The organism is Stenotrophomonas sp. YJH_SMC_105-26 (genome assembly GCF_059368915.1).
On record NZ_JCAFSD010000002.1, the window covers coordinates 262,814 to 279,364 of the forward strand.

The 16,551-nt window shown below is 65.1% G+C and carries 12 protein-coding genes; 5 read left to right on the plus strand and 7 right to left on the minus strand.

All coding sequences use genetic code 11. The annotated features are described in order from the left end of the window. Positions 1 to 2: 2 nt before the first annotated feature. Complete coding sequence (gene ispH, locus AC5P7F_RS08175; protein ID WP_005408565.1) at positions 3 to 953, plus strand: 4-hydroxy-3-methylbut-2-enyl diphosphate reductase; 951 nt, start codon at positions 3 to 5, stop codon at positions 951 to 953. Positions 954 to 1,076: 123 nt separating this feature from the next. Here the strand turns inward: ispH and AC5P7F_RS08180 are convergent, their stop codons facing one another. Both AC5P7F_RS08180 and AC5P7F_RS08185 read right to left on the minus strand, forming a co-directional pair. After that, complete coding sequence (locus AC5P7F_RS08180) at positions 1,077 to 2,669, minus strand: hypothetical protein (RefSeq protein ID WP_164077123.1); 1,593 nt, start codon at positions 2,667 to 2,669, stop codon at positions 1,077 to 1,079. After that, positions 2,602 to 3,273, minus strand: a complete 672-nt coding sequence (locus AC5P7F_RS08185) for a hypothetical protein (protein ID WP_164077122.1) — start codon at positions 3,271 to 3,273, stop codon at positions 2,602 to 2,604. Before AC5P7F_RS08185 ends, AC5P7F_RS08180 begins: the two co-directional genes overlap by 68 nt. A 226-nt stretch (positions 3,274 to 3,499) precedes the next feature. On the opposite strand from AC5P7F_RS08185, the gene AC5P7F_RS08190 reads away from it, so the two are divergent. Next, positions 3,500 to 5,383, plus strand: a complete 1,884-nt coding sequence (locus AC5P7F_RS08190) for a M61 family metallopeptidase (protein ID WP_164077121.1) — start codon at positions 3,500 to 3,502, stop codon at positions 5,381 to 5,383. Beyond that, entirely contained in the window at positions 5,380 to 6,069 is a 690-nt protein-coding gene (locus tag AC5P7F_RS08195; RefSeq protein ID WP_164077120.1) for a lysoplasmalogenase family protein, read from the plus strand. Before AC5P7F_RS08190 ends, AC5P7F_RS08195 begins: the two co-directional genes overlap by 4 nt. Positions 6,070 to 6,128: 59 nt before the next feature. Here the strand turns inward: AC5P7F_RS08195 and AC5P7F_RS08200 are convergent, their stop codons facing one another. The 5 genes from AC5P7F_RS08200 to AC5P7F_RS08220 are packed head-to-tail and all read right to left on the minus strand — an operon-like array spanning position 6,129 to position 12,146. Continuing rightward, positions 6,129 to 6,836 (minus strand): hypothetical protein, encoded by a 708-nt coding sequence (locus AC5P7F_RS08200; protein WP_049441217.1) that lies wholly within the window; start codon positions 6,834 to 6,836, stop codon positions 6,129 to 6,131. Beyond that, a complete protein-coding gene (locus AC5P7F_RS08205; RefSeq protein ID WP_111206922.1) occupies positions 6,833 to 7,789 on the minus strand; it encodes a hypothetical protein in 957 nt (318 codons plus the stop codon). Before AC5P7F_RS08205 ends, AC5P7F_RS08200 begins: the two co-directional genes overlap by 4 nt. A 45-nt stretch (positions 7,790 to 7,834) precedes the next feature. Further along, the gene (locus AC5P7F_RS08210) at positions 7,835 to 10,633 is read right to left on the minus strand and encodes a TonB-dependent receptor plug domain-containing protein (RefSeq protein ID WP_495204147.1); all 2,799 of its coding nucleotides are present in this window, start codon (positions 10,631 to 10,633) and stop codon (positions 7,835 to 7,837) included. 14 nt (positions 10,634 to 10,647) lie between these two features. Next, positions 10,648 to 11,616 (minus strand): DUF4880 domain-containing protein, encoded by a 969-nt coding sequence (locus AC5P7F_RS08215; protein ID WP_164077119.1) that lies wholly within the window; start codon positions 11,614 to 11,616, stop codon positions 10,648 to 10,650. Beyond that, positions 11,613 to 12,146 (minus strand): RNA polymerase sigma factor, encoded by a 534-nt coding sequence (locus AC5P7F_RS08220; RefSeq protein WP_075076110.1) that lies wholly within the window; start codon positions 12,144 to 12,146, stop codon positions 11,613 to 11,615. The genes AC5P7F_RS08215 and AC5P7F_RS08220 overlap by 4 nt, the downstream gene beginning before the upstream one ends. Before the next feature lie 232 nt (positions 12,147 to 12,378). Here AC5P7F_RS08220 and AC5P7F_RS08225 point away from each other — a divergent pair, with 232 nt between their 5' ends. Next, positions 12,379 to 15,252 (plus strand): autotransporter domain-containing protein, encoded by a 2,874-nt coding sequence (locus AC5P7F_RS08225; protein WP_142234420.1) that lies wholly within the window; start codon positions 12,379 to 12,381, stop codon positions 15,250 to 15,252. A 97-nt stretch (positions 15,253 to 15,349) separates the two neighbouring features. Beyond that, positions 15,350 to 16,351: a 2-hydroxyacid dehydrogenase gene (locus tag AC5P7F_RS08230; RefSeq protein WP_049404415.1), complete on the plus strand. Its 1,002-nt coding sequence runs from the start codon at positions 15,350 to 15,352 to the stop codon at positions 16,349 to 16,351. Positions 16,352 to 16,551 lie beyond the last annotated feature (200 nt).

Consider the following 16,551-nt stretch of genomic DNA (forward strand, 5'->3'; position numbering starts at 1 on the left):
TGATGGATGTGCTGCTCGCCAACCCGCGTGGTTTCTGTGCCGGTGTCGATCGTGCGATCGAGATCGTCAAGCGCGCGATCGAAACGCTGGGCGCGCCCATCTATGTCCGCCATGAAGTGGTGCACAACCGCTTCGTGGTCGACGACCTGAAGCAGCGCGGCGCGATCTTCGTCGAAGAGCTCGACGAGGTTCCGGACAACAACACCGTGATCTTCAGCGCGCATGGCGTGTCCCAAGCCGTGCGCCAGGAAGCCGAGCGCCGTGGCCTGAAGGTGTTCGACGCCACCTGCCCGCTGGTGACCAAGGTCCACTTCGAGGTCGCCCGCCACTGCCGTGCCGGCCGTGACGTGGTGCTGATCGGCCACGCCGGTCACCCGGAGGTGGAAGGCACCATGGGCCAGTGGAACCGCGAAGCCGGGACCGGGCAGATCTACCTGGTCGAGGATGTCGAGCAGGTCGCGACGCTGCAGATCAACCAGCCGGAAAACTTCGCCTACACCACCCAGACCACGCTGTCGGTGGATGACACGCGCGGCATCATCGATGCGCTGCGCGAGCGGTTCCCTGCGATGCAGGGCCCGAAGAACGACGACATCTGCTACGCCACGCAGAACCGCCAGGATGCTGTGCGCGACCTGGCCAAGCGCTGCGACCTGGTGCTGGTGGTCGGTTCGCCGAACAGCTCCAACTCCAACCGTCTGAGCGAGCTGGCCCGCCGCGAAGGCGTGGAGTCGTATCTGATCGATGGTGCGCACGAGATCGACCCGGCATGGGTGGCAGGCAAGCAGCACATCGGCGTGACCGCCGGCGCCTCGGCGCCGCAGGTGCTGGTCGATGGCGTGCTGGCGCGCCTGGCCGAGCTGGGCGCCACCGGCGTGGGCGAGCTGGACGGCGAACCGGAATCGATGGTGTTCGCGCTGCCGAAGGAACTGCGCCTGCGCCTGGTCGACTGACCGGGCTGCCAGTTTGCTGGGTATTCGAGCGCAAAATCCGCTCTTGTAGTATTCAACCGCCGCTGGCCGGGATTCTGTTTGCTGGGCTCCAGGCTCAGTTGGACTGAGCCTGGACTTCAGTGCTCAGGAGACAAGATTCCAGAGTGCGTCACCACTGCTGCTCTGCATCTCCATTACATTGGCCATTCTTCGCGCATGCTTTCTTTTAGGAAGGTAGAGAGTTCCGTGGTCGCCCTTGGCCCTAAAAATTATTCCGTTGCTTTCCATGTAGCGGAGTGTTTGCTCTGCTGCGACTCTGTCCCAATAACGTTCCGTGCCTCTGAGAAGCGCCTCCTCTCGACGCCCAGCACCTGGTTGGAAAAATAGCTTCTTGATCAGGGCAAGTAGAGTCTTTTGAGGGTTGCTATGCTTAAGTTCACTTATGCGGGCACTGTTAATCGTTGCGTCGACTTTCGCGATCACGCACCCTGGGAATATGTCAGGAAGCTTGTCGATAGAACTGACTCCCTTTAGGACGTCAATGGTGCAATCTTGAATCTTTGTGCTGGAAGAGGTGAAGCTTTCTATCACCAAGTCGCCGATTTCGACTCCAATAACGGTTAAATTTTTGACTTCGGTATCTGCGAAAGAGAGGATGGAAATTTTTCCATCATTTACTTCGAATCCTTGGAAGTCACATGTATCTCCAGCTGATAATAGCTTTGACGCGATGTAATCGCATGAGACCTGGCTGTTTCCGTGGTTGGCGCAGAAGCGGGCATGCTTCTCGAAAGATTGGCTTTCCCCTGAAATCATCGAAAGCATTCGCAAGCCAAGCTCATGTAGAGGTTGTTGCCATTTTTGATGAGCGATACTCTTGTCCGATGTTTGGATCGATTTTGACAAGGCGATTCCACGCAGTCCGTCCTTGGCGTAGCTGTCGATAAACATTCTGTCAGAACCACCTGTTCCAGTTCTACCTAGATAGGGGAGTCTCTGGAGCAGGATCGACGACTCATCGATTGGCGCATATCCGGTGACACTGAAGAATGCCTGGTTTATTTCATCTGTAGATATTATTTCGTCGCTTTCAGGTAGTCTTCGGGTGTGTTGCGCGAGTTCTAGGAGAATATTCTTCAGTGTGTCCTTGACAATGGCTGGATTTATCTTCGTCTCGCGAGTGCAGATTGCATCAAATACTGCCTGGAAGAATTCAAGTTCGCCATTCGCAGCTTGCTCAAGGCGAGCAACTTCGTTTGGTGGTAGCCTTGCTAGTAATTGGCAGATTAAAGGTTTTCTTGGCATCCATTCGGGTACGGATCCCAAGGAGGTGTTGCTTTTAATGTAGTTTTGGAGTTGATGCTCTGAAAACTCCTCTGGACACTTGAGCACCAGAGCGTTGCCAAGGTCAATTCCCAGGCATTCCGCCATTTCGTCAAGCGAAGAGAAGTAATGCTCTCTTCCTGTAATCAAAATTCCTGAAGTCGGGGCGCCTAGGATCAGGTCCCTAACTCCCTCCAAGCTTCTCTTTCTTATCTCTGTCAGTCGTTTGGCATCACCAGACCAGGACTGCGACCCTATTTCATCGAAGCCATCAAGAAGGATTGAGTGGTTTCCCCGCCTAAGGCTGCGTACGAGAGTCTGGTTGAAATCTCCTAGTCCAAGGGATTCAAGGTGGTTCCCGACGATGTGATGGAACTTCTTGTAGCCCCAATTGTCCCGAAGGTTTATCGCCACGGGGGGGGAATGTTGGATTGTCTTGCGAGAGGTTTCTGAACACCTCCATCAGGCACCTGGACTTCCCAGTGCCAAATTCTCCCATCAGGATAACCTTCCTGCCCTGGCTAATCGCCATTGCGACTTCACTGACAGAGTAGTTCTTCCCTGCGGTGCTGACGTAGTCAATGCTTGAATACGCATTGCCGTCAATGTCACCTGTATCCGGGTGTACTGCGCTTCCGAACGGAGATCGAGCACGCTCTTGAAGATATCTTTCCGAGCCAATGAACTTGGATGCGAAGCTATGTAGGCTGTGGACTTCAACGTTGCATGATTTTCCTGTTTCGACTAAAGATGGGTGGCTTCCACTTGTAATGAAGTAGCACTCTGAGAATGTGCCGTTGGACATAAGTGATTGGCGCATAACTGCCAACTTTGAGATGTCATCTCTCAATTTTGCCAGGTCATCCTGTTTCGATACCTCAATCAGGATCCAGAAATTGTTCTTGAATTTTACAACTGCATCGCAGTTGACGCCGGCAATTCTCTCGGGGTTGGCTGGCTGCCCCCACACCGACTCAGCGATTTTCCGGCATTCAACTTCTACTTCTTGCCATTTCATTGTTTAACTTCCCCCTGTTTCCTTGCGTCAATAACGTTCCTGCGGGTGTCAAGTCCGACTATTGTTGGCGGGGTTGACCTTGCGTTTATATTGTCGTTTGGTGCTGCGGCGCAAGCTTCATTTCTTCGATACCGCCAAATCCTGCAGCCTCCATGACCTTCGGCCATGGGGCCGCACGCCCTAGGGGCCTAGCATCCGTACCTCTACTGTTGCTGGAACCTGCCCAATGAAGACCCGAGCCCTGGCGATGTCGTTGCTGTTCGCGCTGGCGGCCACGCCTGCACTGGCGCAGACCCCGGCACAGGCGAACGCCGCAGCTCCCGGCCTGCTGCGCATCGATGTGGACGCGCGCGATCTGGCCCGGCGCATCTTCAAGGTGACCGCCACCGTGCCGGCCAAGCCCGGCCCGATGACCCTGCTGTACCCGCAGTGGATTCCCGGCAACCATTCGCCCACCGGCCCGATCGACAAGCTGGCCGGCCTGCGCGTGACCGCCAACGGCAAGCCGCTGGCCTGGCAGCGCGATCAGTACAACGTCTATGCGTTCAAGGTGAACGTGCCCGAGGGCGCCAGCGAGATCGTCGCCCACTTCGATTTCCTGTCCTCGCAGGGCGGCAGCCAGGGCCGGGTGGTGATGACCCCGGAAATGCTCAACCTGCAGTGGAACGCCAACTCGCTGTATCCGGCCGGCATCGACGCGCGCCAGCTGCAGGCGCAGGCCAGCGTTACCCTGCCCAAGGGCTGGTCGTTCGCCACTGCATTGGAGACCGCGCGCCGCGACGGTGACACCGTGGTGTTCAAGCCGATCTCCTATGACCATCTGGTCGATTCGCCCTTGTTTGCCGGCGAGCACTACCAGCGCATCGATCTCGATCCGGGCGCGAAGGTGCCGGTGCACCTCAACGTGTTTGCCGACGACGCCAAATCGCTGAAGCCGAGCGAGGCGCAGATCACGATGCACCGCGCGCTGGTGCAGCAGGCCGACAAGCTCTACGGCGCGCGGCACTACAACCACTATGAGTTCCTGCTGGCATTGACGGACCGCCTCGGCGGCATCGGCCTGGAGCATCACCGTTCCAGTGAGAACAGCGCCGACCCGGCCTACTTCACCGAGTGGGACAACAACGCGTGGATGCGCGATCTGCTGCCGCACGAGTACACCCATTCCTGGAACGGCAAGTACCGTCGCGGCGCCGATCTGGCCACCGCCAACTTCAACACGCCGATGGGCGACAGCCTGCTGTGGGTCTACGAAGGCCAGACCCAGTTCTGGGGCCAGGTGCTGGCGGCGCGTTCAGGGCTGTGGTCGACCGCGCAGGCGCGCGACATGCTGGCCAACGTGGCCGCGACCTATGACCGTGGTCGCCCGGGCCTGGCCTGGCGGCCGCTGCAGGACACCACCAATGACCCGACCATCGCGCAGCGCCGCACGCTGCCTTACCGCAACTATCAGATGAGCGAGGACTACTACTCCGGCGGCCAGATGCTGTGGCTGGAAGTGGAGGGCAAGCTGCGCGAACTGAGCGGCAACCGGCGTAGCCTGGATGACTTCGCACGTGCGTTCTTCGGCGTCGGCAACGGCGACTGGGACGTCAACCCGTACACCTTCGACGACGTGGTCGCGACCTTGAACGGCATCGCGCCGTATGACTGGGAGACGTTCCTGCGCGGGCGCCTGGACGGCCACGGCGCGTTGACCGGTGGCCTGGAGCTGGCGGGCTGGAAGCTGGCCTACCGCGATACGCCGAACGATGCCTACAAGGCGCAGGAGAAGCGCGCCAAGGCCGCATTGCTGGCGTATTCGCTGGGTGCGACGGTGCTCGACAACGGTACGGTCGGCGACGTGATCTGGGACAGCCCGGCCTTCAACGCCGGCCTGGCGCCGGGCATGAAGGTGATTGCCGTTGGCGGACGCGAGTACAGCAGCCAGCGCTTGAAGGATGCGGTAGCTGCGGCGGCTAAGGATAAGGCGCCGATCGTGCTGTTGGTGAAGCAGTTCGACCGCATCGACGCGATGAACATCGACTACCACGGTGGCCTGCAGTACCCGGTGCTGGAGCGTATCGCCGGCAGGCCTGACCGCCTTGCGGAGCTGTGGAAGGCGCGATGAAACCGCGCGCCCGCGATGGCGTGATCCTGCTGATGGCGATCCTCGCCATCCTCGGCGCGTTCCTGGACGGTGACGGGCGCTGGCTGCACTGGCTGGCCAAGCCGACCACCACGCTGCTGATCGCGGCCATCGCCTGGCGGGTGTGTGATCCCGCGCAGCCGTTCTACCGGCGCGCGGTCCTGGCTGGCATGCTGCTGTCGTGCGTGGGTGACATCGCATTGATGTTGCCGGTGGATGCGTTCGTGCCAGGGCTGGTGGCGTTCCTGCTGGCGCACCTCTGCTACATCGTCGCCTTCCGCGATGGCCTGCGTGCCGGACGTGGCCTGCTTGCCGCCAGCGTCCTGCTCGGCGCGTTCGCTGTACTGAATGTACTTGGTCTGTGGCCGCACCTGCCCGCACCGATGCGCATTCCGGTGCTGGCATACGTGCTGGTGCTGGCCTCGATGGCGGTCCTGGCGCTCGCACGCCAGTGGCGGCGACCGCACACCGATGCAATGGATGCCAGCAGCTCCCGCTGGGCGGCCGCCGGTGCGCTGCTGTTCGTCGCCAGCGACTCGCTGCTGGCCTGGGACCGCTTCGCCGGCGGCCTGCCACTGGCCAGCCTGCTGGTGCTGTCCACCTACTACGGCGCGCAGTACGCCATCGCCCGCTCCGTGAAACAGCAAAAAGGGGACGGAGGGGATTAAGTCGCAGACGGCACCAAGGCACAAACGACTTAATCCCCTCCGTCCCCTTTTCGCGTTGACTATCGGAGGGTCGCGTTGCCGGAACGGCCTTGTGCGTCGAAAGAGAGTCGTGCGGACTGGCGATCACCGGCGACCTCGTCCGGCAGCCAGACCAGAGTGCCACCCTTGCGCACGATCACATAGACGTGGCCGACTTCACCGGGAGTGCCCATCAATGCGTTGCGCTGTGCCTGCAGTGCCTGGGCCACGCGCGGCACCGCCTCGAAATCGATGTTGGCCAGCGCCGTGCTGCTGCGGCGCAGGGTGATGGTGGGCGCGAAGCGCTGCGGATTGACCGGGTCGCCCTTGCGCCACTGGCCGCGTTCGAAGTGGTAGCTGTCCACGCGTGACGGCTGCTGCGGATCCACCAGGTCCAGATTGATCCGGCCATCGTCGTAGAAGTGGATGCTGTGGAATACCGTCAGCCGGTGCCCGGCCAGCGCAGGCATCTGTTCCAGTGCCTGGCGGGCGGCCAGCAGGTAGTCCGCATCGAACAACCGGTTGTTGCGTTCGGGCACCGGCGGCAACCGCGGCTCGGTCATCGGCGCGAGCGAAGCGGGCCTCTCGCGCGCTGGCGGCATGGCGATCGGCGCGCTTGCGCTGTTGGCCTGCACCGAATGGCCCAGTGTTTCGCCCAGCGTCTGCAGGGCTCCGCCTGCCACGGCGACGCCGGCCAGCACCAGCAACACCACGGAGAACACCAGCCGGGTCGAGGGCGGTTGCTTCATACACCCTCCAGGCGAACGTTGCGGCGATCTTCCGGGTCGTACAACAGCGTGACCCGCTCGCGCGGAAGATTGGCCAGCTCGATCAACGGGATGAAGCGGCGCACGCTCACCTGCTGCACGCCACCTTCGCGGTCGATGTATTCCAGCTGGAACTCCACCTGCGGCTGCTCGTTGAGATAGGTGCCGGTCTGGCGCAGCTTCAGCACCTTCGCATCCACGCCGATGCCGCGATACTTCAGCGCGTCACCGCGGGCGTCGGCCTGCAGCAGCCGGCCGAGCAGGCGCAGGCCCAGCGCGTAGCCGCACAACACCAGCGGGCACACCAGCAGCGGATGACCGAGCGACAGGAAGGTCCAGCCCAGTCCCTCACTCTGCAGCCGATAGGCGGCCACATAGGCACTGGCCACCGCCACGATGCCGATCGCTGCGCCGACACCACGACGCCAGAGGCTGGCGACATCCAATTCAGGCTGGGCACCCTCCAGCACCACGTTGGGGAACGCGCCCGGCATCCGGCTCAGGCGTACCTCGATACGCTTGCCGGCCACGAAACGCTGCAGCTGCGGCTTGCTGTCCACCACCAGCATCTGTTCGTTGATGGGCGTGCCGGACAGGTTCTGGAAGCCCAGTTGCAGCTTCCACTGCGCGAAGCCGCGCACGTGCACGCCGGTCGGCTCGGCCTGTTCGATCAACGCGTCGCGCGGCTCACCGCCGGCCAGGATGGTGCGCACCCGATGCAGTGCGCGCGGCGGGCCCAGCAGCAGGTAGTGCAGGAAGGCGAGCAGCAGGGCCAGCCACAGGATCACCGACAGCGCGAGCAGCAGCAGGGCCAGCCATGGCGCGCTGCGGTCGGCCAGTTGCACCGGCCACGACGTGCCGACATAGAGGATGCAGGGGAAGGGCAACGCGAAGAACAGCAGGAACGCGCCCCAGAACCAGAGATAGGCCTTCATGGGGTGGTGGGGAACCGATGGAACAGGGCGCGTAGGGTACTACGCTCAGCGGATCTGCAGGGTCAGCAGGAAGTAGCGGCCGAGCGGATCGTCCAGCCCCGGCATCTGGCCACCGTTGCCGACCAGATAGTTCACCGGTTGCGTGTCGAGCACGTTGTGCACGTCCAGCGCGGCGACCACGCGCGGCCCCAGGCGTCGTGCGAGATGCAGGTTCCAGCGCAGCTGCCGGGGGTTCATGCAGTGGTTCTGCTCGCGCTGTTCCTCCGGGCATTCCGCACCGGGCAGCCAGGCGCGCGTGCGCCCCACCTGGTTGCCGCGCAGGGCGATGTCCCAGTTGCTGTTCTGCCACTGCACGTTCAGCACGGCGGCCATCGTCGGCGTGACATGGCCGCGCAGGTCCACCGTTGCATCATGGCCACGTTCGCGGCGCAGTTCCTGCTGCTTCAGCGCATCGAGCGAGAACAGCCACTGGCCGGTGTTGCCGGTATCGATGTGGTACTCCCCGCGCAGTACAAAGTTGCGCGAGGTGGTGCGGCCGATGTTGTCGAAGGACAGGCGCAGGTTGCTCAGGTGGCCGTCCTCGTCCAGCTCCCAGGTGCCGGGGTTCCACACCGCGTCGGCCGGTTGCAGGGCCAGGATCTCGTTGCGCAGTTCGACGATGTTGTGGGTGAGTGACAGCGAGAACGTATCGGTCGGCGTCCAGGTCGCGGCCAGGGAATGGCTGCGCGACCGCTCGGCCTTCAACGCATCGTTCTCCACCACGTCCACGGTGACGCTGCAGCGCCCGTTGCCGCTGCTCTGCGCGCAGTCGGGCAGGGCGCTGGAGGCCGGCAGCTCGATCGCACCGAAGTAGCCCGGGGGACGCCGCTGTTCGAACAGGCTGGGCGCACGATAGCCGCGCCCGCTGGCAAGCAGGAAGGACCACTGGGGCGTGGGGCTCCAGCGCACGCCCACGCGGGGCGAAAAGGCCTGGTAGTCGCCGTCGCGGTCCCAGCGTGCGGCCAGGTCCATGCGCAGCGTGTACGCCAGGGGCAGGCCGAGTTCGGCGTAGGCGCCGCCACTGCGGCGCGCCAGGTGGCGCTGCTCCTGCGGCAGGCCCAGCGCCAGGTCACCCTGGCTCAGCAGGGCGTCGGGATGCGAGGTCCAGCGCTCCTGGCGCAGGTCGATGCCGGTGGCCAGCTGTGCAGCACCGCCGGCCAATGGCATCAGCTCCCGCTGCATGCCCCACCAGCCCTGCCACTGCTCGGTGCGCCCGCGATTGCGGATCGACGGGAACAACTGCTCGGCCGCGCCCGCCGGCAACGAGGTGAAGCCGGGCAGGAAATCCAGTGTCTCGGCGACCCGCAGCAGGGGCTCGGCGCGCACGGTGCCCGACGTGGACAGGCTGACATCGCTGCGCTGTGCGCTGATGCCGGCATCCCAGCTGCGCCGGCCCTGGTCGCGGCCAATGCCGAAGGTGACGTCGGCGTCGGTGGCACGTACATGCGGACGCACGTTGCCAGCTTCGCGCAGCACGCTGTTGAAGGTGAACCCGTACAGGCCGATGGCAACGGCGGTTGGACCAAGGTCGAAGCGTTGCCGGTTGTGGCTGGCCCGCGCCTCGGCGTAGGCATAGCGACCTTCGCCACGTTCATGCCGGTAGCGCAGGTAGGCCGAGGCGGTATCCGAGGCCGGTTGCAGCGAGCGCGGTCGGGCGCTGTCGAACCAGCAGGCACCATCGCGCCACGTCAATGGGCCTTCGCAGCGTTCTGCCGGCCAGTAGCGTCCATCGCGGAACGCGCCGATCAGGTACTGCGAGGTTTCCGCATGCCATTGGCGGCGATCACCGGCCACGTGGTCGATGCGGTGCAGGTCGATGCCGGCGAACCAGCGGTCCCCTCCGTCGCGCACGCCGCCGGTGGCCGCCTGCACGCGATACTGGCCAGCGTCGCCGCGCCCGCTCAGGCCGGTCTGCAGCATGGCTTCCGGGCCGTCAGCCTGGTCGCGCAGGATGATGTTGACCACGCCGGACATCGCGTCGGCGCCATAGATGGCCGAGGCGCCGCCACGTACCAGCTCGATGCGTTCGACGAAGCTGAGCGGAATTCCCCCAAGATCGGTGAGCCCACCCTGTTCCAGCGACACCATGGGATAGCGTGGCAGGCGCCGGCCATTGACCAGGAACAGGGTCGCACGCGGGCCCATGCCGTCCAGGCTGGTGGTGGTGGCCGCACCCACCGGCAGGTACTGCGAATCGCCACTGCGCGAGGTGCTCATCGCCGGGTGGCCGTTCATGCCCGGCAAGTGCCGCAGCAGGTCGAACAGGCTGCCGTAGCCGCTGCGCAGGATGTCATCGCGGTCGATGATGGTGACCGGCAGCGTGGTCTGCACGGAGGTGCGCGGCAGCCGGCTGCCGGTGACATGGATCGGCGCCAGTTCCACCTGCGGCGGCGCGTCGGCGGATTTGTGTGGCGAACGTGCTGCGGGCGTGGCGCGTGCCGCGACCGACGGTGGCGATGGTGGCGCGGGGCGGGTGCGGCGGACGACGAATCCGCCAGCAGGCGTACGCAGGATGTTCACCGGCATGCCCGCGACCAGTTCCTTCAGGGCCGCAGCCGCATCGCGGTGGCCATGGGTGCCGGCCGTGCGCAGGCCATCCAGCTCACGCGCATCGAACAGCAGGGCAATGCCGCTCTGTCGCGCCCATTGCTGCAGGGCCGGCGCCAGCGGGCCTGAGCCAACATCGACCTCCAGGGTGCCCGCTTGCTCGGCCGCAGCGGCAGACGGCAGCGCGGGGATGCCCAACGCGAGGCAGAACAGGGTGCGGAGCAGCAGCCCCCCCTGCAGCGCGCCCGGTACTGCCATCACCGCAGGCCTCCTCAGTACGTGCGGCGCAGTTCCAGCGCGCCATCCGGTCGCGTCTGGCCAGCCACCGACCAGCCCAGTTCCAGTGCCGACAGCAGTTCCTGCGCGTCGCCGGCACGGAAGGTGCCGCTTACCGCCAGGCTGGCGATCTCCGGATCGGCGATCACCAGCGGCGTGTGGCCGTAGCGGTTCATGCGTTCGACCACGATCGATAGCGGTGTGGCATCGAACACCAGCTGTCCCTGCAGCCAGCCTTCAGCGGCGGCATTGGACGACAGTGCCGGACCGGGCTGGATGCGGCCCGACGGCAGTACCTGCAGTTGCTGGCCGGGCGCCAGGGTGTGCTGGGTGCCCCCGCTGCTGACTTCCACCGCACCTTCCAGCAGTGCGACTTCGACCAGGCCATCATGCAGGCGTTCCACCTGGAAGGTGGTGCCGATGTCGCGGATGGTGCTGTCGCCGGCGCGCAGCTGCAGGGCCTTGCCCGACGGTGCGACCTGCAGCTGCAGGCGGCCACGTTCCAGCACCAGGTTGCGATGGCGCCAACCGAAACGGGCGTGCAGGGTGGTGCCCGCATCCAGCGTGGCCACGCTGCCATCGGCCAGCGTCTGCAGCCGGGGCTGGTGGGAATCGTTGGCATAGCGCAGCGGCGTGGGGTTGCCGTCGACGGCAATCATCCAGCCGATCCCGATGGCCAGGCAGACGCCTGCGGCAGCGGCCACTGCCGGCAGCCAGCGACGCGGCGCCGGCCGTGCCGCACGTGCCGCGGCGGTGCGCAGCCACGGGTCGGCGGCCAGTTCCTCGCCCTCCTGGAACAGGGTCTCGGCCTGGACCCAGGCAGTAACATGGGCCGGGTCCTCGGCCAACCAGTCCTCGAACGTCTCGCGCTCGCCCGGCGTACAGTCCGGAGCCTCCAGCCGCGCCACCCAGGCGCTGGCGCGTTCGAACAGCTGCGTATCTTCCCTGGGCCTGGCGTGACTCATCCGTTGTCCCTGTCGTTGTGCAGCGGATCCGTTCCGAGTTCCTGGCGCAGGCCCTGCAGGGCGCGGGCGATGTGTTTTTCCACGGTCTTGGCAGTAATTCCACAGTGCCGCGCGATCTGCGTGTAGCTCATGCCGGTGATCCGGTTGAGCAGGTACACCTCGCGCGCGCGCTCGGGCAGCTTGAACAGGGCCTGCCGCAGCAGGGACAGCATCTGCCCGGACTCGGCCTGGCGCAATGGATCGGGCGACGTGCTGGAAGGCTCGTTGCCGCCATCATGTTCGGCGAGGGACAGATGCGGCCGCGACTGCGACGAACGGCCGCGGTCTGCCAGGCGGTTGCGGGCGATACGATACAGCAGCAGCCGCAGCTCGTCGGCACTGTGCGCGCGATAGCGGATCAGCCGCTCCATGCAGTCCTGCGCGATGTCCTCGGCATCCTCCGGCCCGACACCGCGCGTGCGCAGGAACGCACACAACGGCGCGCGTTCCTCCCGCACGAACGCAATGAACGCGTCCGCCGGCGCGGACAGGTCCGGCGCGCGATGGATCAGAGGAGAGGGGGCGGACAGGGCTGGCCTCGGACGTCGGTGGCGGGTACGTCTTCGAGTTTTACGCGACGATGACCGGATGGGGAAGAGTGTGCGTGGCCCACGAATCCATTGTGAATGCGTTCATGTTTCGAGGGGCGCTGCACTGGGGGAGGGCGCACCGTCCGGACGTTGAACTTTCGACCCGTGCGTTGCGGGTGGAGAGAGAGAACACATGAAGCATTCGAAGTTGAGCCTGGCCCTGGCAGCGTTGCTGGGCATCACCGCCATGGCGGCGGTTGATGACGTCATGGCAATGAATTATCACGTGCAGGACGATCGCGTCTTCCTCAGCGGCGGCGTAACCGTTGCCGATGTGGTGGCGCTGCCCGCGCTGCTGGCCAAGGCGCAGGCCGAAGGACGCCCGATCCGCGAAGTCGTGCTGCGCACGTCCAACGGTGGCGCGCTGATCGCCGGCGAGTGGCTGCAGGCGGTGATCCGCACCCAGGGCCTGGACACGATTGTGTCCGGCCACTGCATTTCGTCCTGCTCGATCATGCAGTCCGGCGGCGTCAACCGTTATCTCGGCGGCGACCTGCCGCTGGTCGATTCGGTGCAGATCCATGCCGCCAGCAGTGGTGGCAGGATCACCTACGCACCGTCGCCGCGCATGACCCAGATCTACACCGGCAACTATGGCGGCGGCATGGATGCCGGCCTGCTGCACAAGGCCATGTATGAGGTGGTGCGGCCCAATGGCCTGCTGGTGTTCCGCGACCCGGCGCGCACCACGGGTACATCGGTCACCTTCGATCCGGATGGCAGCGGCAGCAAGCTGGAGTCGTTCCCGGGCCAGGACATCCGCGGCAACAACATCATCAACACGGCAGGCTATCGCGATCCGGGCGACACCCTGCATGTGACCAGCAACGTCAGCGGCGACATCAATCCGGGCTACCTGCGCACCGCGCGCCAGTTGCAGGCCTTCGTCGACGACGATTTCGCGCGCTGGAACACCGACTGGGCCAGCACCTACATCAACTACGCGGTGAGCCTGTACAACGTCTCCACGCGGGGGCCGAACGGCATCGGCACGCAGTCGCTGCAGCAGCTGCTTGCCGACCCCGACCTCCAGGATGAGCTGCGCGGCCAGTTGCGGCTGGCCGATCTGGATGCGTCCACCCTGGCAGGTTCGGCGGGCGTGATCCGTGTCAGCAATGGCGCCACCTGGCGCACCGCCGAAACCACCGGCGCCGATTTCATGCTGGTCGACAACGGCACCATCGCGCTGGAGGGCGGCGCGCTGCGTACCCCCGAGCTGCGGGTGATGCCGGGCAGCGTGGTGGTTGGCCATGGCGATATCGCATCGGTCGGCACCGACAGTGATGCGTTGCTGGATGGCACCGGCCCGTCCTGGCGCGAAGACGGCTTCAACCGACTGCGCGTGTTCGGCACGCTGATGCCGCGTGGCGGTGATCTGGTGACCCACGGCTACGTCAACATCATGCCCGGCGGGCAGGTGCTGTTCGATGTTACCGAGGCCGGGGGCACCGGCAGTGGCCGCCTGCGCGTCGGCAGCTTCTACGATGGCGGGGCCGAAGAGGGGGCGCTGGTGATCGCGCAGGGCGCACACCTGGCGTTGAACGTCGCCCAGGGCTTCTATGCCGGCGGCTACCGCCGCGATCTGGTGGAAGGGCCGATCTACCAGGGCGGTTTCCAGGATGCCGTGCGACTGGGCGACACCGGCTACAGCGCCAGCATCACCGCGGGCGAAGTATTCCGCCCGCGCCACAATTCGCTGCTCAGCTTCAACGTCAACCAGACGGCCGACGGGCTGTGGCTGACCGCCAACCCGGGCTTCGATCAGCTGGGCCTGTTTGCCAACGGCACCTCCGGCGATGGACTGGGGCGCGCGCTGGCAGCCGCATCGGATCGCCAGGACAGCGGCCTGAAGTCGCTGCTCGGCGCACTGCAGTTCGCCGACCGCGATGTGATCGCACAGCAGGCCGGCGCCCTGCGCGGTGATGCACACGCCAGCCTGCGCCTGGCCGACAATGCACTGCTGGGCAGCATCGGCAACGTGGTGCAGCAGCACCAGGCGGCGATGCGCAGTGGCGGCGATGCCGATGGCCTGGCCTCGCAGGCGGCGCAGTCGGTGTCGGCGCAGCCGGGCATGCGCCATGGCAGCCTGTTCAACCAGCTGGCCATGCATCTGGTCGAGCCGGCCGGCGAGGCTGCTGGCGACAGCCGCGCGGCGGGTGGCAGCCGTGGCCTGTGGGCGCGCGGTTTCGCCAGCCATGGCCGCATCGACGCCGACGGTGGCGTGGCCGGCCTGAGCCATAACATCGGCGGCATCGTGGTCGGTGCCGACACGCACGTGGCCGATGACCGCGTCACCCTCGGCGTCAGCGTGGCCGCCGCGGACATGTCGACCAAGGCCAGCGATGGCTCCGGTTTCAGTGGCGACGTGCGCGCGCTGGATGTGGGAGGCTACCTGGATGCGACCTATTCGCGTGGCTACCTGTCGGCGGCCGTGCGCTACACCGACCTGCGCCACGATACCCGCCGCAGCCTTTCGGCCATCGATGGCCTGCAACAGCCGCTGCGCGCCCGATACAGCAACGACGCGATCTCGGCGCGGGTCGAACACGCGTTCTCCTTCACCACCGGCAAGGGACTGGTGATCCAGCCGCTGCTGCCGGTGGTGGATTACGCGCGGACCTCGGCCACCCGCTTCAACGAAGAGCAGGGCGCTGGCGCGCTGGTGGGGCGCAGCGGCAGCCTGGAGAGCATCCGCGTGGGTGCCGGCCTGCAGCTGTTCAAGACCTTCGAGGGCAACAACGGCGAGCGCATCACCCCGCGTGCCCGCGTGGCCTGGCAGAAGGAGCTGGGCGATTCACAGGCGCGCTACAGCACCGGTTTTGCTGCGGCCCCGGACCTGGTGTTTGGTGCCAGCAGCCAGGCCGTGGGCGAGCAGGTGCTGGCCTGGAACGTGGGCGTGACCAGTCGCGCCAGCGAGCGCCTGTCGATCATGGCCGACTACGTGGGTGAGCGCCGCGACGGGCAGATCCGGAACGGCGTGATGCTGGGCTTGGGCTACCGGTTCTAAGCGGTACCCGGCCCCGGCGATATGCGTATCGCCGGGGCCATCCCATCAGGGCAGGTGCTGCGGTATGGTCGGCAGGGAACTCCCGCCAGGCCCCGTCATGCAGATCGCCGTCTTCAGTGCCCGCCCCTACGATCGTCGTTTCCTCGACGAGGCCAACCAGCGCGATGCGGCCGGGCAGGGCTTTGCATTCGTGTATTTCGATGCCGCGCTGGACGTGCATACCGCTGCGTTGGCACAGGACTGCGCCGCCGTCTGCGTGTTCGTCAATGACCGCCTCGACGCGCCGGTACTGCACGCGCTGCATGCGCTGGGCGTACGCGCCGTACTGCTGCGCTGTGCCGGCTTCAACAATGTGGACCTGGCCGCCGCGAAAGCGCTGGACCTGTTCGTCGCACGGGTGCCGGCCTATTCCCCCGAAGCCGTGGCCGAGCACGCGCTGGCGCTGGTGATGACGCTCAACCGGCAGACCCATCGCGCCTACAACCGCGTGCGCGAGGGCAACTTCATGCTCGATGGCCTGCTCGGGCGCACCCTGCATGGGCGCACGGTCGGCATCGTCGGCACCGGCAAGATCGGCCTGGCCACCGCGCGCATCTTCAAGGGCATGGGCTGCACCGTGCTGGGGCATGATCCGTATCCGTCGCCGGCCTTCGCCGGCGTGGGCGACAGGGTTGGTCTGGATGAACTGCTGGCGCGGGCCGACATCGTATCGCTGCATTGCCCGCTGACGCCCGATACCCAGCACCTGATCAACGACGCCTCGCTGGCGCGGATGAAGACCGGCGCGATGCTGGTCAACACCTCGCGCGGCGCGCTGGTGGATACCCATGCGGTGATCCGCGCGCTGAAATCGCGGCGGCTGGGTCATCTGGCCATCGACGTCTACGAGCAGGAAAGCGCGCTGTTCTTCCAGGACCTTTCCGGCGAGATCATCGACGACGAGGCCTTCCAACGCCTGATGACCTTCCCCAACGTGCTGGTGACCGGCCACCAGGGCTTCTTCACCGTGGAGGCGCTGCAGGAGATCTCGGCGATCACGTTGGGGAACCTGCGCGATTTTGCGGAGGGGCGGGTGTGTGCGAACCGGGTGGGAGCGTAGACACGCTGCGGAAGTGGGCCTCACCCAGTCCCCACCTGGGGTATTTACTTTGGGTGAATATCATATGAAGCTGTCGTGAAGGGGGGCTTGTCCTCCCTTGAAGTACAGGGGGCGCAAGGGACGGCGCAGCTGCTTTCTGGCCGGAACATGACGCCAGCACACGTCGGTGGATTACCGATCGTCTGGTGATTGCCGACGCA

Bases quoted from the DNA above. Each gene is read 5' to 3' on its own strand.
- AC5P7F_RS08215 (WP_164077119.1), bottom strand. From the start codon at position 11,616: ATGAGTCACGCCAGGCCCAGGGAAGATACGCAGCTGTTCGAACGCGCC.
- AC5P7F_RS08200 (WP_049441217.1), bottom strand. From the start codon at position 6,836: ATGAAGCAACCGCCCTCGACCCGGCTGGTGTTCTCCGTGGTGTTGCTG.
- AC5P7F_RS08185 (WP_164077122.1), bottom strand. From the start codon at position 3,273: ATGAAATGGCAAGAAGTAGAAGTTGAATGCCGGAAAATCGCTGAGTCG.
- AC5P7F_RS08225 (WP_142234420.1), top strand. From the start codon at position 12,379: ATGAAGCATTCGAAGTTGAGCCTGGCCCTGGCAGCGTTGCTGGGCATC.
- AC5P7F_RS08205 (WP_111206922.1), bottom strand. From the start codon at position 7,789: ATGAAGGCCTATCTCTGGTTCTGGGGCGCGTTCCTGCTGTTCTTCGCG.
- ispH (WP_005408565.1), top strand. From the start codon at position 3: ATGGATGTGCTGCTCGCCAACCCGCGTGGTTTCTGTGCCGGTGTCGAT.
- AC5P7F_RS08210 (WP_495204147.1), bottom strand. From the start codon at position 10,633: ATGGCAGTACCGGGCGCGCTGCAGGGGGGGCTGCTGCTCCGCACCCTG.
- AC5P7F_RS08195 (WP_164077120.1), top strand. From the start codon at position 5,380: ATGAAACCGCGCGCCCGCGATGGCGTGATCCTGCTGATGGCGATCCTC.
- AC5P7F_RS08230 (WP_049404415.1), top strand. From the start codon at position 15,350: ATGCAGATCGCCGTCTTCAGTGCCCGCCCCTACGATCGTCGTTTCCTC.
- AC5P7F_RS08190 (WP_164077121.1), top strand. From the start codon at position 3,500: ATGAAGACCCGAGCCCTGGCGATGTCGTTGCTGTTCGCGCTGGCGGCC.